Annotated in this window: 28 protein-coding genes and 1 tRNA gene; 25 read left to right on the forward strand and 4 right to left on the reverse strand. The window is 70.6% G+C overall.

Annotation, left to right across the window (positions count from 1 at the left end; genetic code table 11):
• The first annotated feature begins 25 nt into the window (after positions 1-25).
• From steA to EFL95_RS09815, 17 genes are all read left to right on the forward strand, one after another.
• Positions 26-1177, forward strand: coding sequence for a putative cytokinetic ring protein SteA (steA, locus tag EFL95_RS09735; protein WP_123233780.1), 1152 nt, complete (start codon positions 26-28; stop codon positions 1175-1177).
• On the forward strand, positions 1174-2100 hold the full coding sequence (locus EFL95_RS09740) for a copper transporter (RefSeq protein ID WP_123233781.1): 927 nt from the start codon (positions 1174-1176) through the stop codon (positions 2098-2100). The genes steA and EFL95_RS09740 overlap by 4 nt, the downstream gene beginning before the upstream one ends.
• Before the next feature lie 123 nt (positions 2101-2223).
• Complete coding sequence (locus tag EFL95_RS09745; protein WP_123233782.1) at positions 2224-3912, forward strand: CTP synthase; 1689 nt, start codon at positions 2224-2226, stop codon at positions 3910-3912.
• Positions 3905-4501 (forward strand): NUDIX domain-containing protein, encoded by a 597-nt coding sequence (locus EFL95_RS09750; protein WP_123233783.1) that lies wholly within the window; start codon positions 3905-3907, stop codon positions 4499-4501. Before EFL95_RS09745 ends, EFL95_RS09750 begins: the two co-directional genes overlap by 8 nt.
• A gap of 69 nt (positions 4502-4570) precedes the next feature.
• On the forward strand, positions 4571-5689 hold the full coding sequence (ald, locus tag EFL95_RS09755) for an alanine dehydrogenase (protein ID WP_123233784.1): 1119 nt from the start codon (positions 4571-4573) through the stop codon (positions 5687-5689).
• 25 nt (positions 5690-5714) lie between these two features.
• Positions 5715-6635, forward strand: a complete 921-nt coding sequence (locus tag EFL95_RS09760) for a site-specific tyrosine recombinase XerD (protein WP_123234902.1) — start codon at positions 5715-5717, stop codon at positions 6633-6635.
• A 406-nt stretch (positions 6636-7041) separates the two neighbouring features.
• Entirely contained in the window at positions 7042-7911 is an 870-nt protein-coding gene (locus tag EFL95_RS09765; RefSeq protein WP_246004885.1) for a ParA family protein, read from the forward strand.
• On the forward strand, positions 7893-8279 hold the full coding sequence (locus EFL95_RS09770; protein WP_123233785.1) for a hypothetical protein: 387 nt from the start codon (positions 7893-7895) through the stop codon (positions 8277-8279). Before EFL95_RS09765 ends, EFL95_RS09770 begins: the two co-directional genes overlap by 19 nt.
• A 44-nt stretch (positions 8280-8323) precedes the next feature.
• Entirely contained in the window at positions 8324-9196 is an 873-nt protein-coding gene (locus tag EFL95_RS09775; protein WP_221176435.1) for a segregation and condensation protein A, read from the forward strand.
• Positions 9193-9966 carry an SMC-Scp complex subunit ScpB gene (gene scpB / locus EFL95_RS09780; protein WP_123233787.1) on the forward strand — a complete coding sequence of 258 codons (774 nt, stop codon included), beginning with the start codon at positions 9193-9195 and terminating at the stop codon, positions 9964-9966. Before EFL95_RS09775 ends, scpB begins: the two co-directional genes overlap by 4 nt.
• Positions 9959-10711 (forward strand): pseudouridine synthase, encoded by a 753-nt coding sequence (locus EFL95_RS09785; protein WP_123233788.1) that lies wholly within the window; start codon positions 9959-9961, stop codon positions 10709-10711. The genes scpB and EFL95_RS09785 overlap by 8 nt, the downstream gene beginning before the upstream one ends.
• A gap of 10 nt (positions 10712-10721) precedes the next feature.
• On the forward strand, positions 10722-11114 hold the full coding sequence (gene aroH / locus EFL95_RS09790; protein ID WP_123234904.1) for a chorismate mutase: 393 nt from the start codon (positions 10722-10724) through the stop codon (positions 11112-11114).
• Positions 11107-12192 (forward strand): prephenate dehydrogenase, encoded by a 1086-nt coding sequence (locus tag EFL95_RS09795; protein ID WP_123233789.1) that lies wholly within the window; start codon positions 11107-11109, stop codon positions 12190-12192. The genes aroH and EFL95_RS09795 overlap by 8 nt, the downstream gene beginning before the upstream one ends.
• Before the next feature lie 42 nt (positions 12193-12234).
• Positions 12235-12927, forward strand: a complete 693-nt coding sequence (gene cmk / locus EFL95_RS09800; protein ID WP_246004886.1) for a (d)CMP kinase — start codon at positions 12235-12237, stop codon at positions 12925-12927.
• Positions 12924-13694, forward strand: coding sequence for a lysophospholipid acyltransferase family protein (locus EFL95_RS09805; protein WP_123233790.1), 771 nt, complete (start codon positions 12924-12926; stop codon positions 13692-13694). Before cmk ends, EFL95_RS09805 begins: the two co-directional genes overlap by 4 nt.
• Entirely contained in the window at positions 13691-15052 is a 1362-nt protein-coding gene (der, locus tag EFL95_RS09810) for a ribosome biogenesis GTPase Der (protein WP_123233791.1), read from the forward strand. The genes EFL95_RS09805 and der overlap by 4 nt, the downstream gene beginning before the upstream one ends.
• Positions 15053-15094: 42 nt before the next feature.
• Complete coding sequence (locus EFL95_RS09815; protein WP_123233792.1) at positions 15095-16045, forward strand: hypothetical protein; 951 nt, start codon at positions 15095-15097, stop codon at positions 16043-16045.
• Here the strand turns inward: EFL95_RS09815 and EFL95_RS19225 are convergent.
• On the reverse strand, positions 15978-16763 hold the full coding sequence (locus EFL95_RS19225) for a group I intron-associated PD-(D/E)XK endonuclease (protein WP_148045025.1): 786 nt from the start codon (positions 16761-16763) through the stop codon (positions 15978-15980). The genes EFL95_RS09815 and EFL95_RS19225 overlap by 68 nt on opposite strands.
• A 91-nt stretch (positions 16764-16854) precedes the next feature.
• On the opposite strand from EFL95_RS19225, the gene EFL95_RS09820 reads away from it, so the two are divergent.
• Both EFL95_RS09820 and EFL95_RS09825 read left to right on the forward strand, forming a co-directional pair.
• Positions 16855-16928 (forward strand) — tRNA-Pro (locus EFL95_RS09820).
• A gap of 65 nt (positions 16929-16993) precedes the next feature.
• Complete coding sequence (locus EFL95_RS09825; RefSeq protein WP_123233793.1) at positions 16994-17368, forward strand: hypothetical protein; 375 nt, start codon at positions 16994-16996, stop codon at positions 17366-17368.
• A gap of 7 nt (positions 17369-17375) precedes the next feature.
• Here the strand turns inward: EFL95_RS09825 and EFL95_RS09830 are convergent, their stop codons facing one another.
• Positions 17376-18197, reverse strand: coding sequence for a hypothetical protein (locus tag EFL95_RS09830; protein ID WP_148045026.1), 822 nt, complete (start codon positions 18195-18197; stop codon positions 17376-17378).
• Between the two features lie 88 nt (positions 18198-18285).
• Here EFL95_RS09830 and EFL95_RS09835 point away from each other — a divergent pair, with 88 nt between their 5' ends.
• From EFL95_RS09835 to EFL95_RS09855, 5 genes are all read left to right on the forward strand, one after another.
• Positions 18286-18720 carry a nuclear transport factor 2 family protein gene (locus EFL95_RS09835; RefSeq protein WP_123233795.1) on the forward strand — a complete coding sequence of 145 codons (435 nt, stop codon included), beginning with the start codon at positions 18286-18288 and terminating at the stop codon, positions 18718-18720.
• A 187-nt stretch (positions 18721-18907) separates the two neighbouring features.
• Entirely contained in the window at positions 18908-19600 is a 693-nt protein-coding gene (locus EFL95_RS20040) for an acyltransferase (protein ID WP_281272202.1), read from the forward strand.
• 33 nt (positions 19601-19633) lie between these two features.
• Positions 19634-20059 carry an SRPBCC family protein gene (locus EFL95_RS09845; RefSeq protein WP_123233796.1) on the forward strand — a complete coding sequence of 142 codons (426 nt, stop codon included), beginning with the start codon at positions 19634-19636 and terminating at the stop codon, positions 20057-20059.
• Positions 20060-20091: 32 nt separating this feature from the next.
• Entirely contained in the window at positions 20092-21231 is a 1140-nt protein-coding gene (gene rlmC / locus EFL95_RS09850; RefSeq protein ID WP_123233797.1) for a 23S rRNA (uracil(747)-C(5))-methyltransferase RlmC, read from the forward strand.
• Positions 21228-22352: an AI-2E family transporter gene (locus tag EFL95_RS09855; protein WP_123233798.1), complete on the forward strand. Its 1125-nt coding sequence runs from the start codon at positions 21228-21230 to the stop codon at positions 22350-22352. The genes rlmC and EFL95_RS09855 overlap by 4 nt, the downstream gene beginning before the upstream one ends.
• 210 nt (positions 22353-22562) lie before the next feature.
• Here EFL95_RS09855 and EFL95_RS09860 read toward each other — a convergent pair whose 3' ends face one another.
• Together EFL95_RS09860 and EFL95_RS09865 are read right to left on the reverse strand one after the other, a co-directional pair.
• Positions 22563-23840: a DUF445 family protein gene (locus EFL95_RS09860; protein ID WP_221176359.1), complete on the reverse strand. Its 1278-nt coding sequence runs from the start codon at positions 23838-23840 to the stop codon at positions 22563-22565.
• On the reverse strand, positions 23837-24523 hold the full coding sequence (locus tag EFL95_RS09865) for an Abi-alpha family protein (protein WP_221176360.1): 687 nt from the start codon (positions 24521-24523) through the stop codon (positions 23837-23839). The genes EFL95_RS09860 and EFL95_RS09865 overlap by 4 nt, the downstream gene beginning before the upstream one ends.
• A 76-nt stretch (positions 24524-24599) precedes the next feature.
• Here EFL95_RS09865 and clsA point away from each other — a divergent pair, with 76 nt between their 5' ends.
• Positions 24600-25259 carry a cardiolipin synthase ClsA gene (clsA, locus tag EFL95_RS09870; protein ID WP_123233799.1) on the forward strand — a complete coding sequence of 220 codons (660 nt, stop codon included), beginning with the start codon at positions 24600-24602 and terminating at the stop codon, positions 25257-25259.
• Positions 25260-25261: the final 2 nt, after the last annotated feature.

The raw sequence follows: 25261 nt of genomic DNA on the forward strand, positions 1-25261 counted from the left end.
ATCCGCGTGCGACCATGCAGGGGTCATGTCCTTCCCCAAACGCCGTCCTGCCCTCGATCCGAACAACCCCGAGCGCGACCTCGTCGTGCGTGCGCACCGCAATCTCGGCACGCTGCTCGCCCGCCTCGAGGAGGGCGACCTGGCGGTGATCGACCGCCGTGACCTGGATGCCTCGCTCGCGCAGGCGCTGCTCGCGCGCCGACCGGCCGCGGTGCTCAACGCCTCGGAGTTCATCTCCGGCCGGTTCGCCAACCAAGGACCGCGGATGCTCGCGGCCGGCGGCGTCACGCTCCTCGAGGGCAATCGCGACCAGGTCCTCGGTCTGCGGGACGGGCAGCGGGTCCGCCGTCAGGGCACGAGCCTGTTCGACGGCGCGGTGCTCGCTGCGGACGTGCGTGAGGTCGGGTCCGACGAGATCGAGCAGCGGATGGACGCCGCCCGCGTCGGCCTGGCCAGTCAGCTGGACACCTTCGCGCACACGGCGAGCGAGTTCCTGCGCCGCGAGGAGGGGCTGCTGCTGCACGGCACCGGCGCTCCGGAGCTCCGGACCGACCTGGACGGACGGCTCGTGCTCGTGGTCGGGCCCGCGGCCACGGTCGGCGAGCTGAAGAGTCTCGGCACCTTCGTCCGCGAGCAGAAGCCCGTCATCATCGCCGTCGACCGCGGCGCCGAGGTGGCGCGGGCGCGACGGCTGCGCCCGGACGTGCTGGTGCTCACCGGCGACGGCGCCATCGAGGACAAGGCCCTCGCGCGCTGCCGGGAGGTCGTCCTCAACGGCAGCGGCGACGCCGTGCGGCGCCGCCTGGAGAAGCTGAACCTGCCGACCCACACGATGCAGACCAGTGCCGCCGGCGCCGACGTCGGGCTGCTGCTCGCCGAGCTCGGGGGCGCACGGCTGGTCGTGCCCGTGGGCACGCCCGCCACGCTCGAGGACTTCATCGACCGCAGCCGCAGCGACCAGGCCAGCGCCGTGATGGCGCGGCTGCGGGTCGGCTCGCGGCTGGTCGAGGCCGGCGCCGTACCGCTGTTGTACACGGGCAAGGTCCGCCGCTGGCACCTCGCCCTCGTCCTCCTCGCCGCTGCCGCCGTCGTGGCCTACGCCACGGCCGTCACCCCGATCGGCAACGACTGGTGGCACGACCTGCACCAGCACCTCCCGGGGGTGCTGGGCGGATGAGGTCCTGGGTCATGCGCCTGGTCGGCGTGGCGCTGGTGCTCGCCCTCGGCATCGCGATCGGCGCTGGGCCGCTGCAGAAGAGCAACCAGACCCGCGACGACGAGCTCACCGCCCAGAAGCGCAAGGTCGTCGAGAAGGAGCACCAGATCGCCTCGCTCCGGGCCGGGGAGAAGTACAGCTCGGCCTACGCCGCGGCCACTGCACCGGATCTGGTCCGCAACGTGCTCAAGGGCCGTTCGGTGACCGTGCTGGCCCTTCCCGGAGCCGATCCGAACACCGTCGGTGGGGTGCGGAACCTGATCGCGGCGGCCGGGGGGAAGGTGACCGCGCAGGTCACCTTCAAACCGGTGATGGGGCGGGCCTCGAGCCGTCAGCTCGTCGAGGCCCTGACCAGCCAGATGGCCACCCAGAACCCCGACCTGCAGATCCCGGCGACCGCGAGCGGGTTCCAGCGCTTCGGGCTGCTGCTGGCCCGGGCCGTCGGGCTCCCGGCGGACTCGGCTCAGGACACCGCGCCGTACGACGAGACGGCGGTCGGGATCGTCTCCGGGCTGCAGACCGCCGGCCTGGTCACCGCCACCGACCCGACCGCGCGGGCCGACCTCACCGTCGCGGTCACCGGGCCCGCGGCCGAGAACGCAGATGCCGCCGGCGCGAACGCCGTTCCCGCGACGATCCTGCAGTCCTACGCCGGTCAGGCGCCCGTCGTCGTGGCCGGACCGGCCAGTGCGGCCGGGCCGCTGGGCGTGCTCGGGTCGCTCCGGTCCGGGGGCGCCGTCGCCGGTCTGAGCACGGTCGACACCGCCGAGTCCGTCTCGGGCCAGGTGACCACGATCCTCGCGCTGGCCGCCCTGGGCCGGGGGAACACCGGGTCCTGGGGTGGCGTGGACGCCAAGGACGGGCCGGTCCCGCCGCTGTCGTGACCATCTCCGGAGCGTCGTGGGAACGAACTCCGGAATTCTTGATAGGGTTGAACCCCGTGGAGATGACGGAGTCGTGAGGCTCCAGGTCCCGCACCTTGATGCGACAACACCACGGGAGTCACCTTGGCACCGAGCCAGCCGACCAAGCACGTATTCGTCACCGGCGGGGTCGCCTCCTCGCTCGGCAAGGGACTGACCGCCTCGAGTCTCGGCAACCTGCTCAAGTCGCGCGGACTGCGGGTCACGATGCAGAAGCTGGACCCGTACCTGAACGTCGACCCCGGGACGATGAACCCGTTCCAGCACGGTGAGGTCTTCGTGACCAACGACGGCGCCGAGACCGACCTCGACGTCGGCCACTACGAGCGGTTCCTGGACACCGACCTCAACCAGATCGCCAACGTCACCACCGGGCAGGTCTACTCCACGGTGATCGCCAAGGAGCGCCGTGGCGACTACCTCGGCGACACCGTCCAGGTGATCCCGCACATCACCAACGAGATCAAGGACCGGATCCGCGCGATGGGCGGTGAGGGCGTCGACGTCGTGATCACCGAGATCGGCGGCACCGTCGGCGACATCGAGTCCCTGCCGTTCCTCGAGGCCGCCCGCCAGGTCCGCCACGACATCGGTCGCGACAACTGCTTCTTCCTGCACGTCTCCCTGGTCCCGTGGATCGGCCCGTCGCAGGAGCTCAAGACCAAGCCGACCCAGCACTCGGTCGCCGCGCTGCGCTCGATCGGTATCCAGCCGGACGCGATCGTCTGCCGCGCCGACCGGCAGATCCCGGACAGCATCAAGAAGAAGATCTCCCTGATGTGCGACGTCGACCAGGACGCCGTGGTCACCGCCGCCGACGCGCCGTCGATCTACGACATCCCGAAGGTCCTGCACCGCGAGGGCCTCGACGCCTACGTGGTCCGGCGCCTGGACCTGCCCTTCCGTGACGTCGACTGGACGCTGTGGGACGACCTGCTCCAGCGGGTGCACCACCCCGACGAGGAGGTCACCGTCGCGCTGGTCGGCAAGTACATCGACCTGCCCGACGCCTACCTGTCGGTCGCCGAGGCGCTGCGCGCCGGCGGCTTCGCGCACCGCGCCAAGGTCAACATCAGCTGGATCGCCTCCGACGAGTGCGCCACGCCCGAGGGTGCAGCCAAGCACCTGTCCGAGGTGGACGCGGTGCTCGTCCCCGGCGGCTTCGGCATCCGGGGCCTGGAGGGCAAGCTCGGCGCCCTCACCTACGCCCGGACGAACAAGATCCCGACGCTGGGCATCTGCCTGGGCCTGCAGTGCATGGTCATCGAGTACGCCCGCAACGAGGCCGGTCTGCTCGACGCCGCCTCGACCGAGTTCGACCCCGAGTGCGCCGAGCCGGTGATCGCGACCATGGCCGAGCAGCACGCGTTCGTCGAGGGCGCGGGCGACCTGGGCGGCACCATGCGCCTGGGCTTGTACCCGGCGAACCTGGCCGAGGGTTCGGTCGTGCGGGCGGCGTACGGCGCTCCGATGGTCGAGGAGCGGCACCGTCACCGCTACGAGGTCAACAACGCCTACCGCGACAAGCTCGAGGCCGCCGGCCTGGTCTTCTCCGGGCTGTCCCCGGACCACAACCTGGTCGAGTACGTCGAGCTGCCCGCGGAGGTGCACCCGTACTACGTCTCGACGCAGGCGCACCCGGAGCTGAAGTCCCGTCCGACCAAGCCGCACCCGCTGTTCGCCGGCCTGGTCGGTGCCGCGATCACCCGTCAGCGCGAGCTGCGGATCCCGATCGACGAGTCCGGGCTGCGCCGTCGCGCCGACGATGAGTGAGGCCGGCGCCGAGCTGCGCGACGAGCCCCTGAGCTGGCCGGTCGCCTCGACCCGCGACATCCACCGCGACGACTGGGTCGTGGCGGTGCGCAAGGACACGATCAGCAGGCCCGGGCACCCCGAGGAGGAGTTCGGCCGGATCGTGGTCGAGGATCCCGGTGCCGTGGTCATCCTGGCGATCGACGACCAGGACCGCGTCGTCGTGGTCCGCCAGTACCGCCATCCCGCGCAGATGCGTCTCGTCGAGCTGCCCGCGGGGAAGCTGGACCAGCCGGGGGAGGACCCGCTGGTCGCCGCCCGGCGCGAGCTGCTCGAGGAGGCCGGGCTTGAAGCCGCGGTCTGGACGCACCTGATGACCACCTGGGCCTCCCCGGGGATCACCTCGGAGACCCACGCGATGTACCTGGCGACCGGTCTCCAGGAGGTCGACTCCGGCTACGAGCCGCACCACGAGGAGGCGGAGATGATCCTCGAGCGGGTGCCGCGTGCCGAGCTGATCGAGGCCGTTCTGGACGGCCGGGTCGCCGACGCCCCGCTGATCACCGCGATTCTCGCCCACGAGACACTCCTGGCCCGCGGTCGACTCTGAGTCCACCCTCACCCCTAGACTCCGAATACCGGCACAACGTGGTGCCGTCGTCGAGCTGGGAGGACCGTCGTGAGGGTCGGCGTACCGAAGGAAGTCAAGAACCACGAGTACCGGGTGGCGATCACCCCGGTCGGCGTCCACGAGCTGGTCGCGCACGGGCACGAGGTGTTCGTGCAGGTCGGCGCGGGCATCGGTTCCTCGATCGAGGACTCGGAGTACGCCGCCGCCGGCGCGAAGCTCCTCGAGTCGGCCGACGAGGTCTGGGGCAACGCCGAGATGGTGCTCAAGGTCAAGGAGCCGGTCGCCGAGGAGTACCACCGGATGCGTCCGGGTCTGCTGCTCTTCACCTACCTCCACCTGGCCGCGGACGAGCCGCTCACCCGTGAGCTCGTCGCCCGGGAGGTCACCGGGATCGCCTACGAGACCGTGCAGCTGCCCTCGGGCGGGCTGCCACTGCTCTACCCGATGTCCGAGGTCGCCGGCTGCCTGGCGCCCCAGGTCGGCGCCTACTCGCTGCTGAAGGCCCAGGGCGGCCGCGGCGTGCTGATGGGCGGCGTCGGCGGGGTCGCGAACGCCAAGGTCGTCATCCTCGGGGCGGGAGTCTCGGGCCAGAACGCGGCGAACATCGCCCTCGGGATGGGCGCCGACGTGACCCTGCTCGACACCGACCTGGACAAGCTCCGGATGTCGTTCTGGCGCTACAACAACCGGGTGCACGGCCTGGCCTCCTCCAAGCTGGCGATCCAGCAGCAGGTCCTGGAGGCGGACATGGTCATCGGCGCCGTGCTCATCCCGGGCGCCAAGGCCCCCAAGCTGGTCACCAACGATCTGGTCGCCGCGATGAAGCCGGGCTCCGTCCTGGTCGACATCGCCGTGGACCAGGGCGGCTGCTTCGAGGACACCCACGCGACCACGCACGCGGACCCGACGTACCAGGTGCACAACTCGACGTTCTACTGCGTGGCGAACATGCCCGGTGCGGTGCCGAACACCTCGACCTACGCGCTGACCAACGCCACTCTGCCGTTCGCGGTCGCGCTGGCCGACAAGGGCTGGGAGAAGGCCTGCCGCGACGACGACGCGCTGGCGCTGGGCCTGAACACCCACGCCGGCTCGGTCACCAACGGGCCGGTGGCGGAGGCGCACGGGATGTCGTCGGTCTCCCTGGAGGCAGCGCTTGGCGGCTGAGGGCTCCAGCCCGCTCGTCCGGGCCGTGCGGACCTACCTCGACCACCTCGGGGTCGAGCGCGGCCTGGCGGCGAACACGCTGACCTCCTACAAGCGCGACCTGCGCCGCTACCTGGGCTACCTGGACTCCGTCGGGGTCGGGGACTTGGACGCGGTGACCGAGCAGACCGTGCTCGGCTTCCTGATGGCGCTGCGCGAGGGTGACGCCGAGCACCCGCCGCTGAGCGCCACCTCGGCCGGCCGGACCGTCGTGGCCGTGCGCGGCTTCCACAAGTTCGCGGTCAAGGACGGTCTGGCGCGCCTGGACCCGTCCGCCGGGGTCAGGCCGCCCAGCCCCGCCAAGCGGCTGCCGAAGGCGCTCCCGCTCGCCGACGTCGAGTCGATCCTGGATGCCGCCGGCGCTCCGGGTACCGTGCTCGCGCTGCGCGACCGGGCCCTGCTCGAGCTGCTCTACGGGACCGGGGCGCGGATCTCCGAGGCGGTCGGCCTGGACGTGGACGACCTCGACCTGAACGAGACCGACGGCTCGGTGGCCGGAACCGTCCTGCTGCGCGGCAAGGGCGGCAAGGAGCGGATCGTGCCGGTGGGCCGGTACGCCCGGGAGGCGATCGCGGCCTACCTCACCCGGGCGCGACCCGAGCTGGTCGCGGCCGGAACCGGGACGCCAGGTCTGTTCCTCAACGCCCGGGGCGGACGGCTCTCGCGCCAGAGCGCCTGGACGGTGATCGTGAAGTCGGCCGAACGCGCCGGTGTCACCGCCGAGGTCTCGCCGCACACGATGCGGCACTCGTACGCGACCCACCTGCTCGAAGGCGGTGCGGACGTCCGGGTGGTCCAGGAGCTGCTCGGGCACGCCTCCGTGACGACCACCCAGGTCTACACCCTGGTCACGGTCGACAGCCTGCGCGAGGTCTACGCCGCGGCCCACCCGCGCGCCCTTTCCTGAGGTTTCCGAACCCACAGACTTATGCACAGTCCGGTCGCCTTCTGTGCATCCAAGCGTGGCTCTGTGCACACGGTTTCCCCAGATTTGGCGCGAGGGTTGCGAGTCTTCCCACTCGCCTTGTGAGCGCCGGACCGACGGGCCTAGAGTCGCGCCACTGCACGACATGGCGGTATGTCGACAAGTCGCAGAACCACCGTAGACAAAGGGGAATCGGACCATGAGCGGTGCCGACGGATTCGGCGGACAGTCCACCAGTGCTTCCGAGGTACCACCCCTGATCCACAATCCGGTCGCCGAGCAGGGCCAGAGCGAGCAGCGCGACGCCACGGTGCTGCCTTACCGGGATTCGTCGGTCCCCGGGTCCACACTGGACGGATCCGAAAGTCGACAATTGCAGGAGAACACCGTGACCACCGTCGAGGAGTCCGAGGCCGTCATCGGCCCGACCGGACGCCCGCTGCCCGTCTTCCCCGAGCCGGTCCGCCCGGCCGTCCACGGCAACGCCCGGGTCATCTCGATGGTCAACCAGAAGGGTGGGGTCGGCAAGACGACCACCACCATCAACCTGGGTGCCTCGCTGGCCGAGTACGGCTACAAGGTGCTCCTCGTCGACTTCGACCCGCAGGGCTCGCTCTCGGTGGGGCTTGGCCTGAACCCGCACCAGATGGAGAAGACCGTCTACAACCTGCTGATGCAGCGGGACGTGGCGGTCGACGAGGTCGTCGTTCCCTCCGGCGTGGACGGGATGGACCTGCTGCCCTCGAACATCGACCTCTCGGCCGCCGAGGTGCAGCTGGTCCACGAGGTCGCCCGGGAGCAGACGCTCCAGCGGGTGCTCGCGCCGGCGCTGGAGAAGTACGACGTCATCCTGGTCGACTGCCAACCCTCGCTCGGCCTGCTCACCGTGAACGCCCTGACCGCGAGCGACAGCGTGATCGTGCCCCTGGAGTGCGAGTACTTCGCGCTCCGTGGCGTGGCCCTGCTCAAGACCACCATCGACAAGGTCCGCGAGCGGCTGAACCCGAAGCTCGAGATCGACGGCGTGCTCGGCACCATGTTCGACGGGCGCACCCTGCACGGCCGCGAGGTGATGGAGCGCCTGGTGGAGGCCTGGGGTGACACCGTCTTCCACACCGTGATCCGGCGCACCGTGAAGTTCTCCGACTCCACCGTCGCCGGTGAGCCGATCACCAGCTACGCCTCAGACTCCACCGGTGCGGACTCCTACCGCCAGCTGGCCCGGGAGGTGCTCGCTCGTTGGCAGCGCGACGTGTGAGCCTGCCGACGGCCGACGACCTGTTCCGGCCGACCGGCGAGGAGAACGAGGAGAGCATCGAGACGGCCGAGGCGGCGAAAGCGCCCCGGCCCGTCAAGGCGTTGCCGAAGCAGGCTGCCTCCACGGCGGCCAAGGCGGCGAAGGCGCCCCGGACGTCCAGCGGCCGGGTCCGTCACGACGAGAAGATGACCGTCTACGTGACCGCGGACGAGCTGGTCGACATCGAGCACGCCCGGTTGGCGCTCCGTCGTGACCACGGCCTCGCGGTGGACCGCGGTCGCCTGGTCCGCGAGGCGCTGGCGATCGTGCTGGCCGACCTCGAGCACCACGGGGACGACAGCGAGCTCGTACGCCGGCTGATCGGGTGAGCCAGGTGAGCACTGCGACCTCCGAGCTCACCGAGCCCGGCGGCCTGGAGGGTGACGGGCTGGGGGAGACCCTCGGTACCGGCTTCGCCGTCCGGCTGGACAACTTCGAGGGCCCCTTCGACCTGCTGCTGAACCTGATCGGCAAGCACAAGCTCGACGTCACCGAGGTGGCGCTGTCCAAGGTCACCGACGAGTTCATCGCCCACATCAAGGCGGCCGGCGACGTCTGGGACCTGGAGCAGACGACGTCGTTCCTGCTGGTGGCCTCCACGCTGCTGGACCTGAAGGCGGCCCGGCTGCTGCCCTCGGGCGACGTCGAGGACGAGGACGACCTGGCGCTGCTCGAGGCCCGCGACCTTCTCTTCGCCCGGCTGCTGCAGTACCGGGCCTTCAAGCAGGTCGCCACGGTGCTGGAGACCCGGATGGAGGCCGAGGCGCTGCGCCACCCGCGCGCGGTCGGCCTGGACGAGCGGTTCGCCACCCTGCTGCCCGACGTGCTGATCGGGCTCGGGCTGGAGGAGTTCGCCGCCCTGGCCTTCAGGGCGCTGGAGCCCAAGCCGGAGCCGGAGCTGTCGCTGGCGCACATCCACGCCCCGGCGGTGAGCGTGCGCGAGCAGGCTCACGTCGTCGTGGAGCGGTTGCGGGTGCACGGCACGCTGACCTTCCGCAAGCTCGCCGCGGACGCCCCGGACACGATGACCAAGGTGGCGCGCTTCCTGGCGCTGCTCGAGCTGTTCCGGGAGGGTGTGCTGGCCTTCGACCAGGTCACCCCGCTCGGGGAGCTCACCGTCCGGTGGACCGGCAGCGAGGACGAGGAGATCGAGATCAACGACGAGTTCGACGGGACCCCGCTGTCACCGGACCCGGCAGCTGCCCTGAACGACGACGAGAACGAAGCGGAGACCGACCAGTCATGAGCGAGACCCAGACCGCTGAAGACCTGGCCGCCCAGGACCGCGAGCAGGCGGAGGTCGCTGAGGCCGTCGACGAGGCCGTCGACGAGGCCGTCGAGGAGACCGGGGACCCGACCCGGGAGTCCGAGGGCGAGGCGCTGTCGATCCCGCTGGCCGACCTGCGTCCGGCGCTGGAGGCGGTCCTGATGGTCGCCGACCAGCCGATGGACGAGGTCAGCCTGGCCACCGCGGTCGGCTACCCGGTCGGCGAGGTCACCACGGCCCTGGCCGAGCTGGCCGCCGAGTACGACGAGCAGGTCCGCGGCTTCGAGCTGCGCAACGTCGCCGGTGGGTGGCGGTACTACACCCGTGAGGAGTTCGCGCCCGTCGTGGAGCGCTTCGTCCTCGAGGGGCAGCAGGCCCGGCTGACCCAGGCGGCCCTGGAGACGCTCGCGGTGGTCGCCTACAAGCAGCCGGTCAGCCGGAGCAGGGTCTCGGCCATCCGTGGCGTCAACGTCGACGGCGTGATGCGCACGCTGCTCACCCGCGGGCTGGTCGAGGAGGCCGGCACCGACGCGGAGACCGGGGCGCACCTGTACCGGACCTCGACCTACTTCCTCGAGCGGATCGGCATCACCTCGCTCGACGAGCTTCCCGAGCTGGCCCCGTTCGTGCCCGACATGGACGAGTTCGACGACGAGGAGTTCGCGGCTGCGGTTCCGTCCGCGCTCGCCGGGGACGCACCTGCGGCCGACGACCACGACGAAGCACCCGAGCCGGACGCCGGTGAGTGATCAGGTCGAGCTCGACGGGGACGGCCTGATCCGTCTCCAGAAGTTGCTGGCGACCTCCGGGGTGGCCAGCCGGCGCAAGTGCGAGGAGCTCATGCTCGCCGGAGAGGTCGAGGTCGACGGGGAGATCGTGACCCGGCTCGGCACCAAGGTCGACCCGCGCACCGCGGTGATCCGGGTCTCCGGCAAGCGGCTGCCACCGATCTCGCCGAACGTCTACCTGGTGCTCAACAAGCCCCGCGGCGTCGTCTCCACGATGTCGGACCCGGAGGGGCGGCCGACGCTGACCGACTACGTCGCCGACCGTCCGGAGCGGCTGTTCCACGTGGGCCGGCTCGACACCGACACCGACGGCCTGATCCTGCTCACCAACGACGGCGACTTCGCCCAGCGGCTCGCGCACCCGTCGTACGAGGTGGAGAAGACCTACGTCGCCGAGGTGAAGGGCGCCGTCGACAAGGCCACCGTGCGGACGCTGCTGGCCGGCGTCACGCTGGAGGACGGCCCGGTCGAGGTCCGTCGAGCCCGGGTCATCTCGAGCACCACCAGCCGGGGGATCGTCGAGCTGGTCATCCACGAGGGCCGGAACCGGATCGTGCGCCGCCTGCTGGCCGAGATCGGCCACCCGGTGCAGCGGCTGACCCGGACCGCGATCGGACCGGTCCGGATCGGCAACCTGCGCGAGGGCACCCTGCGCGAGCTCAGCGCCGACGAGGTCGGATCGCTCCTGGACTCCGCCGACCTATAGGGTCGTGGACGTGTCCGTACGCGCGATTCGTGGAGCGACCCAGCTGGTCGAGGACACCCGGGAGCAGATGCTCGAACGGGTGACCGAGATGGTCACCGAGGTCATGTCCGCCAACGGCCTGGACGTCGACGACTTCATCTCGGTCATCTTCACCGCCACCTCCGACCTGGTCGCCGAGTTCCCGGCGTACGCCGCCCGCAGGCTGGGGTTCGGCGAGATCCCGCTGCTGTGCGCCCGCGAGCTCGAGATCGACGGCTCGATGCCGCGGGTCGTGCGGATGATGGCGCACGTGGAGACGCGACGCGCCCGCAGCGAGATCACCCACGTCTACCTGCACGGCGCCGCCGCGCTGCGCTCCGACCTCACCCGGGTGCGCTCGCTGCCGGACGAGTCCGATGGCTGACGGCTCACCGACCGGGCGGCTGACCGGACCGTTGCACGTCATCGGCGCCGGCCTTCTCGGTACGTCCCTCGGGCTCGCCGCTCGCCGGCAGGGCCTCGAGGTCTGGCTCAGCGACGTCAACCCGGAGCACGTACGGACGGCGGTCAGCCTGGGTGCCGGGGAGCCCGCTCCCACGGACGGCGTCGCCCAGCTCGTCGTCGTCGCCGTTCCGCCGGTGCACATCGCGGAGGTCGCGGTGGCCGCGCTGGCCACCGGGGCGGTGGTGACCGACATCGGCAGCGTCAAGGCGCAGCCGCTGGAGCAGATCTCCGACCACGTGGACGAGGCCGACCTGGCCCGCTACGTCGGCAGCCACCCGATGGCCGGCAGCGAGAGGTCCGGTCCGCTCGCGGCGAGCGCCTCGCTCTTCGACGGACGGCCGTGGGCCGTCACTCCGCACGTGCACGCCGATCCGGACGCCGTGACCCTCGTGGAGGAGCTGGTGGCGCTGAGCGGGGCCAGCGCGGTCCGGCTCTCGCCGGTCGAGCACGACCTCGCGGTGGCGCGGACCTCGCACCTCCCGCACCTGCTGGCCGTGCTCGCGGCCGGACAGCTGACCGACGCGGTTCCCGAGCACCTCTCGCTCTCCGGTCAGGGGGTGCGCGACGTGACCCGCGTGGCCGCCGGTGACCCGGACCTCTACGGGCAGATCATCCGGGCGAACGCCGGCGTGGTCGGCGAGCTACTCCGCTCGCTGCGGGGCCAGCTCGACGAGCTGATCGACGCGGTCGGCGCCGGCTCGTCCGACGACCTGGTCGAGATCCTCAACCGGGGCGTCTCGGGTACCCGGATCATCCCCGGCAAGCACGGTGGCGCCCCGATCGAGACCGGTCCGGTCTACGTGCTGGTTCCCGACCACCCCGGCGAGCTCGCCCGTCTCTTCGGCGACATCGGCGAGATCGGCGTCAACGTCGAGGACCTGCGGATCGACCACGACCCCGGCCGCCTGGTGGGACTGGTCGAGCTCCAGGTCGAGGCGAGCGCCGCCGAACGCCTGCGCAGTGCTCTCGAGGCGAGGAACTGGACCGCTCACCGGTAGGCTGCACCTTTCGAGGTTCGCACGTCCGGCAGGAGCAGAGCAGTGGGTGACACCGTCGTCGTGGCGATGGACGGACCTTCGGGGTCCGGCAAGTCGAGCACCTCGCGCGGCGTCGCCGACCGGCTCGGGCTGCGCTACCTCGACACCGGCGCCCAGTTCCGCGCGATGACGCTGTGGATGCTGCGCCACGAGGTCGACGTGCACGACCCGGCAGCCGTCGCCGCACGCGCCGGCGACCCGGTGCTCGAGTCCGGGACCGACCCGTTGGACCCGACGATCACGCTGGACGGCCAGGACGTCGCTGAGGCGATCCGGTCCGAGGCCGTCACCGCCGCCGTCAGCCCGGTCGCCACCGTGCCGGCGGTCCGCGCGCGCCTGCTGGACCTCCAGCGCCGGATCATCTCGGACGCGCTCGACGACGGCGGCATCGTCGTCGAGGGTCGCGACATCGGCTCGGTCGTCTGGCCCGAGGCCGAGGTGAAGCTGTACCTCACCGCCGACGCGGCGGCCCGCGCCGCCCGTCGTACGGCGGAGAACGGGTCCGGGTCGGTCGAGGCCACCGAGGCCGAGCTGCTCCGCCGCGACCAGATCGACTCCTCCCGGGCGACGGCTCCGCTGAGCGTCCCCGAAGGCGCCGTCCACCTGGACACCACGCCGTACGACCTGGCCGAGGTGATCAGCCGGGTCGTCGCGATCGTGGAGCAGGTGCGCGGGACCGCCGAGGCCTCGACATGACCACCGCTCAGCAGAGCGTGCACCACCAGCTGCCGAGCACACTCGACGTGCGCCACCCCGCCCGGCTGATGCTGCACGGGCTGCGCCCGGCGTTCGCCGCCGTCGCGCACCGGCGCTGGGACCTCGAGGTGCTCGGGGCCGAGAACGTGCCGGCCCGTGGACCGGTCGTGACCGTCGGGAACCACATCGGCTTCCTGGACGGCCCGCTGATGGCCATCGTCGGGCCGCGTCCGGTCCACGCCCTCACCAAGAGCGAGCTGTTCTCGGGTCCGCTCGGGGCGTTCCTGACCGGCTCCGGTCAGATCCCGACCAGTCGTGACGAGGTCGACCCGGCGGCGATCAAGAGCGCCCTGCGGGTGCTGCGCGAGGGTGGTGTCGCCGGCGTGTTCCCCGAACGCACCCGCGGGGCCGGCACCCTGGCCGAAGCGGCCGGCGGCGCGGCGTACCTGGCGCTGGTCACCGGCGCCCCGGTGGTCCCGATGGCGTTCCTCGGGACCCGACTGCCCGGGTCTGCGGCGACGTTCCCGCCTGCGGGAGTGCGGATCGTGGTGAGTCACGGATCACCGCTCACCGTGGAACAGCAGGACTGGCCGCGGCGTTCGCACGAGGTAGCCGCTCTCACCGAGCGGATCAGGCTGGCCATCATCGCGACGGTGCAAGAAGCCGTGCGGGCCAGCGGTGTGGAACTCCCGGGAGACCTCCCGGAAACGGACGGAACTAGCCCCGGTGTGGGGCCGGCGTCCGAGCGCAGCAAGGAAGAGCAGTGACTGAGCAGGATGAGTTCGAGGCGGACTCGCAGCAGGACGTACGGACCCCGATCCTGGCGGTGGTGGGACGGCCGAACGTCGGCAAGTCGACCCTCGTCAACCGCATCATCGGCCGCCGTGAGGCCGTCGTCGAGGACCGACCGGGCGTGACCCGGGACCGGGTCTCCTACGACGCCAACTGGAACGGCCGCGCGTTCACCGTGGTCGACACCGGCGGCTGGGACCCGGAGGCCGAGGGTCTGGCCGAGCGGATCTCCGCCCAGGCCGAGGTCGCGGTCACGCTGGCAGATGCGGTCCTGTTCGTCGTCGACGCCACGGTCGGCATCACCGATACGGACGAGGCCGTCGTGAAGGTCCTGCGCAAGAGCGGCCGGCCGGTCGTCCTGGCCGCGAACAAGGTCGACGACCAGCGCACCGAGGCCGAGGCCTACGGGCTGTGGAACCTCGGGCTGGGTGAGCCGTTCCCGGTCTCGGCCCTGCACGGCCGCGGCTCGGGCGACCTGCTCGACGCCGTCCTGGCCGCGCTGCCGGACACGCCGCCCGAGTCGTTCCAACCGGTCGGCGGGCCGCGCCGGATCGCGATCATCGGCCGCCCCAACGTCGGCAAGTCCTCGCTGCTCAACAAGCTGGCGGGGGAGGAGCGCGTGGTCGTCGACGACGCCTCCGGAACCACCGTCGACCCGGTCGACGAGCTGGTCGAGCTCGGCGGCAAGACCTGGAAGTTCATTGACACCGCGGGCATCCGCAAGCGCGTCAAGACCGCTTCGGGGCACGAGTACTACGCCTCGCTGCGCACCACGACCGCGATCGAGCGGGCCGAGGTCACGGTGCTGGTGATCGACGGCAGCCAGTCGATCTCCGAGCAGGACATGCGCATCATCCAGGTGGTCCGCGACTCCGGGCGTGCCCTGGTCATCTGCTTCAACAAGTGGGACCTGGTCGACGACGAGCGCCGGTACTACCTCGAGCGCGAGTACGAGCGCGAGCTCGTGCAGGTTCAGTGGGCGCCGCGGATCAACGTGACCGCGCGCACCGGGTGGCACATCGACCGCTTGGTTCCGGCGATCGACAAGGCACTGGAGGGCTGGGAGACCCGGATCAGCACCGGCCAGCTGAACTCGTTCCTCGGACGTCTGGTCGCCGAGCACCCGCACCCGGTCCGGGGCGGCCGTCAGCCGCGGATCCTGTTCGGGACCCAGGCGCAGACCTCGCCTCCCACCTTCGCCCTGTTCACCTCGGCCAAGCTCGACGCCGGCTACGAGCGGTTCATCGAGCGCCGTCTGCGCGAGGAGTTCGGCTTCGTCGGGACGCCGATCGCGCTGCAGGTCCGGCCACGGGAGAAGCGCAAGCGTACCTAGCGGAACCGTGACAAACCGGGCATCTGCTGTGACCATGGTCAGGTGAACCGCACGCGGAGCTCGGTCCTGGTCGTCGCACTGGCCGCTGCCGTCGCGATCCCGGGCACCGGAGCCGTCGGAGCGAGCACCCCCGTGGGCAAGCCGATCGCGGGGACCAGCTGTCATCCGTTCCCGGCGAGCAACTGGTGGCACGCCGACATCCGGTCGCTGCCGGTGCACCGCTCGAGCCGGACCTGGCTCTCGCACATGTCGACGAGCGTGCGGTTGCACCCGGACTTCGGGCCGTCGTACGGGGACGGGCCGAACTACGGCATCCCGATCACCGTCGTCGACGGCTCCCACCCGAAGGCGAGCGTGACGTTCGACTACTCCGACGAGAGCGACCACGTCGGCTACCCGCTGGGGAACGACACCAAGATCGAGGGCGGCCGCAACTCGTCGGGGGACAAGCACGCGATCGTGGTCGACTCCAGCACCTGCCGCCTCTACGAGACCTGGAACACCCGGGTCGTCAGCGGTTCGTGGCGCGCAGGTTCAGGCGCCACCTGGTCGCTGACCAGCAACGCGCTGCGCCCGAACGGCTGGACCTCGGCGGACGCAGCAGGTCTGCCGATCCTGCCGGGGCTGCTGCGCTACAACGAGGTCGCCGGCGGGTACGTCGACCACGCGATCCGGTTCACCACGAACCTGACGAGCAGCCACCACTACTGGCCCGCACGTCACGACGCCGGCTCCACCAGCAGCTGGGTCTACCCGCCGATGGGGACCCGGTTCCGGTTGAAGTCGAGCTACGACTCCTCGAAGCTGAGCTGGCAGGCGCGGGTCGTCGTCGCGGCGATGAAGCGCTACGGGCTGGTGCTCGCGGACAACGGGTCGCCCTGGTACTTCCAGGGGGAGCAGGACGCGCGCTGGGGTGACCAGCTGATCAGCGACCTGAAGAAGATCCCGGCAAGTGCGTTCGTGGCGGTGGACACGAGCTCGCTGGTGCCGTGAAGCCCGGCACCTGGTAGTCGCCGTAAGCGGACAGGTTGATGGTGCCGAAGCCGGCGACGACCTTCAACGGGATCAGGTAGCAGGCGTAGTCACCAGCCACGATGAAGAACTGATCGATCTCGTCCGAGGTGTAGACGTGCGACTCCTTCCGATTCGTTCGGAGCTGGACCGTCCAGGTCGCGCCTGAGCGGCGGGTGGTCGTCTTGACCTGAATGCGGTCAGCACGCCCGTTGCGCCACACGATGAGGTCGTACCGACAAGGCTCGAGCGGCCAGGAGACGGCGTGTCCGCAGAGCTCGAACCAGGCCGCGGCCAGGAGTGAACCCGCACGCGAAAGGTGGCGGGTACTGGGGGCAACATCAGCGTCGTCGCGCGGTGGAACCCGGCGGGGTTCGAGATGCCCGGTCGCGAGGCCCAGTCGGAACGCATGGCTCCGCACGTTCGCCAACGTTGCGCCCGATGTGCTGGCCAGACCCAGGGCGAGCGCCACCTGGGACCAGCTGGAACCTGCACGGACTGCGGCGCTGAGGTCGCCGTCGGACCACCGTCGCTGGCCGGTGAAGTGCGAGTAGGAGATCGCGAGCTGATCGGCCCTTCTCCGAGCGGCGCGCATCGACCCCGCCGAATCTCCTTTGAGGCCCAAGGCGCGGAGAACTCCGCGCCACGACCGCGAATCCCGGATCGCTCCTGCGAGCTGTTCGTCGTTGTAACTGCGCATGAAACGACGTTATGTACACCCACCGACACCCGCCCGATGTCACACCCAGGGCGTGTCCCCTGTACAGTTCCTTCCGCTCCGCGGAGAACAACGGGCTGTAGCTCAGCTTGGTAGAGCACTTGACTGGGGGTTAAGGGGTCACAGGTTCAAATCCTGCCAGCCCGACCGGAGCCGAAGGGCCTCTGGCCAGCGGAAACGCTGCGCTGGGGGCCCTTCTGTAATCTCGCGCCATGGAGGAGTTCAAGGCCCGCCGCGTGGTCGACGCCCTGCGCGACCGCGGCACGAACGCCGACCTCGCCCGGGTCGGGGTCTACCAGTTCGGGATCACCATCAAGCTGCCCGACGGGCGCGAGGTCACCTGGGACTCCGACAACACCGCCTCGCTCGAGGCGCAGGTGATGCGCAACGGCGTCCTGGTCGGGTTCGTCCCCGAGATCGAGGGCTCCGAGGACTACACCGAGGAGCAGATCGTCGACGCGATCGTGCGGGCCGACTACGACACCCCGATCGCGACCGAGCGCAAGACCGCCCCACCGCCGGAGGCGCCGCTGCCGCGCAAGGGCGGCGTCTTCCGCCGCTTCATCGACGGCTTCCGCTACCAGTAGGCGCGGCCTAGAAGCCGGTGTCCGGCAACGAGTGCCCGCCGCCCGCGGTGTTCTCGACCGCGACGACCTCGCAGCGACCGATGTGGGTCGAGGCGACCGTCGTCTCGCCGGCGCGGAGGACCAGGTCCCCGGTCGTGCCGAGCTCGAAGGTGCTGTCGTAGGTCTGGTTCTCGGCGTCCAGCGTGAAGGTGGCGAGGACTTCCTCGACCCCGACGGTGCTCACCCGGGGCGCCGGGTCCGGGGCGGGGTCGGTGCCGTCGCCCGTCCCGTCGTCCGTGCTGTCGCCGGGGTCGTCGACCGGGTCGTCGGTCGGGGTGAACACGACCTGGAACTCCACCGGCTGCAGGTCGTCGGTGTCGCCGGCGATGGCCTTGTTGGAGGCGCTGACCACCCCGGTGTACTCGCAGCCGTCGTACACGTCGCCCTTGATGTTCGTGTACGGACCCTCCGGGGCCACGTCGCAGGCGACGCTGATGTCGGAGCTGGCGACGGTGTCGCCGTCGGAGTCGCCGACGAACGCGAGGACCTCGACGGTGTGGTCGCCGTCCTCGAGCCCGGTGACCACCACCTGCCCGGTGCCGGCCGCATCCACCTCGGTGTCGTCGCCGTACGACGATCCGTCGACGAGGACGGTGAAGGTGGCGGCGTCGGAGTCGCCGGCCTGCAGGTCCACGGTGACGGTGCCGTCGGTGTCCACGCAGCTCACGTCGCCGATGGTCGCGCTGGCGTTCGGCGCGGCGCCGGCGGGCGAGGCCGGGCCGATGAGGGCGGTCGCGGCCGCGAGGAATCCTGCGGCCACCAGGGAGAGTCGACGTCCGGAGGGGTTCATCTCGGGAAAGTAGCGCCTCGCGTACGGGGTGCGCCGCCCCGGACTAGACGTGCAACCGGTTCCCGGTGACACCCGACAAGATGGGTGCATGGATCCGCTCGCGCGGCTGACCGCGCTCGCCGACATCGCCAACCTCGTGGCACGCCGGTGCCGGAGCCTGGACGCCCAGGACTGGGACGGGTACGCCGCCTGCCACACCTCCGACGTCGTCTCCTGGGCGATCGGGAGCGAACAGGGCGTCGAGGAGCCGACCCGGGGGATCGAGGCGGTGGTCGCCTTCCTGCGCGAGCAGCTCGCCGGGGCGACCACGGTGCACCACGTGCACTCACCCGAGATCTCGCTGACCACCGACGCCACTGCGAGGGGCACCTGGGCGATGGAGGACCGGCTGTGGTGGACCGCGGACGGCCAGGAGCGCTGGCTGCACGGGTTCGGGCACTACGAGGAGACCTACGAGAAGCACGACGGGCACTGGCTGATCGCCAGCAGGCGCCTGGTCCGGACCCGCGTCGACCGCGGCTGATCAGCCGAACGGTCCGTTTGTCCGGATTCGGCTGACGGGAGTCCGGGGCCGACCTAGGGTCGGGATCGCTGGGCTCGGGACTGGTTGCGTCTGCCCGATCGACCCGATGAGCCCGAGGCGGCTCCCGTGTCCGCGGGAGCCGCCCATGGCGTTCCGGGGCACAGTTCCGGCGCGATAGCCTCCGCGCGTGTCCTTGATCCGTCGCCCGGCGAACCGCGCGATCCACGCCGTCCACCGGTGGATCCGTCGCACCGGCGCGGTCGTTCCCGGTACCTACCTCGCCGACCGCTTCGGCACCTTCGGCGCGCGCAGCCTGCTCAACTTCCCGGTCGCCACCCTCTTCGGCGAGCGCGGCATCCACATCGGGTCCGAGACCCTGATCGGGCCGTACTCGACATTGTCGGTCGGCCACACGCCGGACGACGTGCACGCGCCCGAGCGCGGCCTGGTGATCGGCGACCGCTGCGTCATCGGCGCGCGGGCGATCCTCACCGCCCACGAGTCGATCGTCATCGGCGACGACGTCTGGTTCGGTCAGAACGTCTTCGTCTCCGACGCCAGCCACGGGTACCAGGACGTGGAGACCCCGATCGGGCTCCAGCTCGGCTGGGCGCACCCGGTCGAGATCGGCGCCGGAACCTGGATCGGGCACGGCGTGATCGTGCTGCCGGGCTCCCGGATCGGCCGCAACGTCGTGATCGGCGGCGGATCGGTCGTCGGCGGCGATATCCCGGACCACTCGGTGGCGGTCGGCGTGCCGGCCAAGGTCGTCCGGCGCCTGGATCCCGCGAAGGGCTGGGTGTCCAGCACCGACCCGGGTGACGTACGTCCTGCCTGGACCGCGGAACAGGCGGCGCGGCTGCTCTCCGGTGAGGAGTAGGTTGCAGCCACCCGAACCCGAACGAGGAGTCCGATGTCCACCACCGTGACCGCCACTGCCACCGTCCCGAAGCCCGTCGAGCACGTCTGGGCGGTCCTCAGCGACCACGAGGGCATGTCGAGCTGGGGCCCCGGGCTGAAGGTCACCCTCGTGGAGGAGGGCACCGGCAACCGCAACGGTCTTGGCGCCGTACGCCGCATCGACGCGCCGGGTCCGGCTCCGGCGATAGTCGAGGAAGTCGTCGTCTTCGACGAGAACAGCGCCCTGGGCTACCGCGCGAAGGCAGGCGTCCCGTTCAAGAATTACAGCGGCCTGGTCAAGCTCACCCCGGCCGGGAGCGGCACGCGGGTCGACTACTCGATCACCATCGATCCCCGGGTGCCGGTCGTCGAGAAGGGTGCGGCTGCCGCGGTCGCCCGGGTGCTGCTGACCGCGCTCGTCCGCGCCAGCAAGCGCTGAACGATCGCGGGCGTCTCCTAGGCTGACGCCCGATGGACTGCCGCCACTACGACGCCGGCCGGTGCCGCTCGTGCACCTGGCTGCCGATCCCGTACGCCGACCAGCTGGCCGCCGCCGAGCGGGACTGCCGGGAGCTCCTCGGGGAGGACCTGGACTGGCGCGCGCCCTTCGCCAGTGTCGAGGAGGGCTTCCGGAACAAGGCCAAGATGGTCGTCACCGGTTCGATCGAGGAACCCCGGCTGGGCATCCTCGGCGAGGGCGCCACCGGCGTGGACCTGCGCGACTGCGGACTGCACGAGCCCGCGATCCAGGCAGCGCTGCCGGTCCTGGCCGGGTTCGTCACCCGCGCCGCGTTGGCGCCGTACGACGTGGCGCAGCGCCGCGGTGAGCTGAAGTTCGTGCTCGTCACCGCCGCACCGAGCGGCGACCTGATGGTGCGGTTCGTCAGCAGGTCCCAGGAGCCGGTCACCCGGATCCGCAAGCACCTGCCCTGGTTGCTCGACGCGCTGCCCGGTCTGCGCGTGGTCACCGTGAACGTGCAGCCCGAGCACAAGGCGGTCCTGGAGGGCGAGCTCGAGATCGTCCTCACCGAGCACGCCGCACTCGCCCTGGAGGTCAACGGCCACACCCTGCTGCTGCGGCCCCAGAGCTTCTTCCAGACCAACACCGCCGTTGCCGCCGGCCTCTACCGCGAGGCTGCTGCCTGGGTCGACGCGTTGGGACCTGCCTCGCTGTGGGACCTCTACTGCGGGGTCGGCGGCTTCGCGCTGCACCTCGCGGCACCGCACCGCACCGCGATCGGGGTCGAGACCAGCGTGGAGGCGATCGCCAGTGCCCGGGAGACGGCGCGCCGGTCCGGAGCGGCGGCGGAGTTCGTCGTCGGCGACGCCACCGCGTTCGCCACCTCCGCGCAGGAGCTGCCGGACCTGGTGGTGGTGAACCCGCCGCGCCGGGGGATCGGCACCGAGCTCGCGCGGTGGCTCCAGGAGTCCGGGATCAGGCACGTCCTGTACTCCAGCTGCAACCCGGCCTCCCTCGCCTCGGACCTCGAGGCGATGCCGGGCCTGCGCGTGGTGCGGGCCCGGCTCTTCGACATGTTCCCGCAGACCGCGCACAGCGAGCTGCTCGTGCTGCTGGAACGTCACGGCGATGCAGTAGGTTCGCGGCCATGACGACGGAGCGGCTGCACCCGCGCGCGTTGAGCGTGCTCCTGGGACTGGCGGCGTTCACGGTCGCGATGGCCGGCGTGAAGGGCATCTCCGGGATCCTCGGGCCGACCTTCCTGGCACTGGTGCTGATCATCACCGTCTACCCGGTGCGCGTGTGGCTGGTGCGCCGGGGTGTTCCCGGCATCCTCGCCTCGACGGTGCTGCTGCTCTCGGTCTACCTGCTGATGGTGCTGATCACCCTCGCGCTGGTGGTCTCGGTCGGCCGCCTCGCGGTCCTGATCCCGGACTACACGCCGCAGATCAACGGGTACATCCACGACGTCGCCGACTGGCTCCAGGCCCGCGGGGTCGGCGACAAGCAGGTCAACGCGATCACCTCGCAGTTCAACGTCGGCAGCCTGGTCGGCGTGGCCACCAGCATCCTGTCCGGTGCGCTCGGGGTGCTCTCGGACCTGTTCTTCATCGCCACCCTGCTGCTCTTCCTGGCCTTCGACTCCGCGCCGGCGATGCACGCGCTCGGTGCCCTCGGCGACCGCAAGCCCGACATGGTCGACGCGCTCGCGAACTTCGCCCGGGGGACGCGCAGCTACATGGCCGTCTCGGCCGGGTTCGGTTTCGTCGTGGCGGTCATCGATTCGGCGGCCCTGGTCATCATGGGCGTCCCCGGGGCCTTCATCTGGGGTGTGCTGTCCTTCGTCACGAACTTCATCCCCAACATCGGGTTCGTCATCGGCGTCATCCCGCCGGCCCTGATCGCGCTCCTCGACGGCGGTCCGGGTCTGATGATCGCGGTCGTCGTCATGTACGTCGTGGTCAACTTCCTGATCCAGACGGTGATCCAGCCGCGGATCGTCGGCGACGCTGTCGGCCTCTCGGCGACGCTCACCTTTCTGTCCCTGGTCTTCTGGAGCTGGGCGATCGGCCCGCTGGGAGCCCTGCTCGCGGTCCCGCTCAGCCTGCTGCTCAAGTCGCTGCTGATCGAGGCGGACCCGGAGGCGCGCTGGCTGCTGCCGCTGATCTCCGGGAAGCCGGAGGCCGAGGCGCGCGAGGAGGCCGGCCTCGACGCCGACCCCGAGCCGGCCGAGACGGAAGCGCCCGAGACGGAACCGGAACCGGCCGAGTAGCCGTAAACCCCTCAGATCCGGCGCACGGCTGCCGTTCAGAAGAACGGGCCAGGGACGGGCCGGGACGACAGGGGAGTCAGATGGGGAGCACAGCGACCAGGCACGAGCTCTGTGTCTGCGGGCAGGACATCGAGGACACGGACCGGGACTTCTGCCCGCGGTGCGGTTGCGAGCTGGCCCGCGTCTGCTGACGCCGTACGAGACTCCCGGTCAGCGGGAGAAGTGCTCGATGACCTGCACCTGCAGCTCGCCGACGAGCCCGCCGAGCAGACCACCGACGGCGATCATCATGACCTCGTCGTCCTTGAACACCGGGCGCAGGATCGCCTCGTACTGAACCGTGTCCAGGGCGTTCATCTTCTCGATGATGGTGTTCTCGATGTCCAGCGTCCGGGTCGCGTACTCGCCGGCGACGGCCATCGTCTCGGGGAGCTTGGCGAGCATCACCGAGATGACCGACTGCTTCATCTCGCGGTAGCGCTGGGTCCCGACCGCGAGCACCACCAGCGGCCGGGCGATCCCGGTCTGCTCGTCGATCGCGCGGGAGACCTCGCGCTGGAGGGTGTCGAACAGCTTGTCAGCGGTCGGCCCGTTCAGGATCCCCTCGAACAGGACGTCGGGCGCGAACAGGTCCTTGGCGAGGATCTTCGCGTAGTCCTCGGTGATCTGCTGGCGCTGCTGGTGCAGGATCCCCTTGAACGGGATGAAGCCGAGGTACTTCTTGGTCTCGTGCGGTCTGAAGAGCATCGTCAGCGCCAGCCAGTCCGAGGCGAAGCCGACACCGAACCCGAACGCCGGCATGATCCAGGGATTGTGGATGAAGCCCCAGGCGGCCATCTGCACCAGACCGATGGCGAAGCCGAAGTAGATGCCGCTGCGACGGACGAAGCCCATCGCCCGTCCGCCGATCGTCTTCATCAGCTCGTTGAGCTGCTCCTTGTTCTTCACCAGTGTCGTCACGGTGAGGAACTGGAGGTCGATGTAGCGCGACAGGTCGGAGCGCATCTCGGCGAGCAACCGGTCGACGATCACCGGAGCCTGGCCGTGGATCCGGTTCAGCAGGGCGCGCCGGCCCGCCTCGGGAAGCGAGTCCCACAGCCCGGGACGGATCTGCTCGGCCACCTCGCGGGCGATCTCGTCGACGGTGCCCTCGAGCGGTCCGCGCAGCTCCTCGAGCGCCTGCTGGGCGTCGAACTTGTCGAGCAGCTCCTCGGGTCGCAGCAGCTTGGCGGTGAGGATGTCGATCGTGGTCGCGGCCACCTTGCCGGCACGCCGCGGCACGATGCCCTGCCAGCCGAACCAGCCGATGCCGCGGAACTCCAGCGGCCGGTACATCATCTGCAGGAACAGCAGCTTGGTGGTGTAGCCGACGAAGGCCGCGACGAACGGCATCGAGAGGTAGATCGCCCAGTTCAGCGAGAAGTCGTGCTTGAGCTCGCCCCAGGTCTGCAGCAGCGGGACGACGGCCGCCGTCACCTCAGCGCTCACTGCGCCGGGCCCATCGAGGCCGCCCACAGCGACTGCCCGAGGGCCGAGAGCCGGACGGTGCGCTTCTCCACCCGGGCCGGCAACGGCCCGCGGGAGCCGGCCTTGATGGCCTTGAGGACCGCGGTGTCGGCGCTCAGGATCTGGTACTCGTCCTTGAGGTCGGAGTCCTCGGGCCCGGTCTCGAGCAGGCCCAGCGCCAGCAGGTGGCCGACGTAGGTCGGGGTGAGGGCGGGGAGTGCGACGTTGGCGGTGCGACCCACCAGCGAGGCGTTCTCGATCAGCGCCTCGCCGAGCAGGCCGGCACGGCTCAGCGCGTGCACGCTGACCAGTGGGGAGACCGAGCCGTCCGAGAGTGCGCTGATGATCCGGGCCTCGTCGGGGACGATCTGGTCGAGGATCCGGTGGAAGAGCTCGTCCTTCCCGGCAGCGGTGCTCTGCTCCAGCGCCCGGGACAGCAGGCCGGTCATCTTCGCCTCGAGCGCGGCGTCGGTGTCCGGGGCCACCGGGGCCGGCGGCGCTGACGCGGGCTTGACCTTCGCAGGCTTGGCCTCGGGACGCGCTGCGACCGGCTTCGGTTCGGCCGCCGCGCCGCCCGTCCAGCCCTCCACGAAGGCGCCCGCGATCTCCCGGGCCGCGTTCACCGACGCGCTCACCAGGCCGAAGGGGTCGAGGGCTGGACTCACCGTCGAAAGTTACCGCGCGACGCGGACCCGGTGCGCGCAGTCTCAACGGGCGGGGCACGGATAGTGTGGCCCCGACATGAGCAGCACCAGGGGCACCCGCACGGCCGGCAGGGAACCGTACGCATCGGTCGTATGGACGCTGCCGAACGCCGTCAGCATGCTCCGGCTCCTCGGCGTACCGCTGTTCCTGTGGCTGGTGCTCGGCCCCGAGGCCGACGTGCTGGCGCTGCTGGTGCTGATGCTGTCCGGGTTCACCGACTGGCTCGACGGCTACCTAGCCCGTCGGTTGAACCAGACCTCGAAGCTCGGCGAGATCCTCGATCCCGTGGCCGACCGGCTCTACATCCTGGCCGTGGTGATCGGGCTCGGGTACCGCGACATCATCCCGTGGTGGGTGGTGATCATCCTGCCCGCGCGCGACGCCTTCCTCTGGTGCCTGGTGCCGTTCCTGCGCACCCGCGGTTACAGCGCCCTGCCCGTGCACTTCCTCGGCAAGGCCGCGACGTTCAACCTGCTCTACGCGTTCCCGCTGCTGTTCATCGGTGACCCGAACGACCACCACATCAACGAGCACGTGCAGACGCTCGGCCAGGTCTTCGGCTGGGCGCTGGCGATCTGGGGGATGGGCCTGTACTGGTGGGCCGGGCTGCTCTACGCCTGGCAGGTGCGCAAGCTGCTCGCCGACCGCGACCGGCGGGCGCCCGAGCTGCCGATCGCCGGAAGCGGAACGGACTGACG

It is taken from the genome of Nocardioides marmorisolisilvae (assembly GCF_003725775.1).
Taxonomy (GTDB): Bacteria; Actinomycetota; Actinomycetes; order Propionibacteriales; family Nocardioidaceae; genus Marmoricola; species Marmoricola marmorisolisilvae.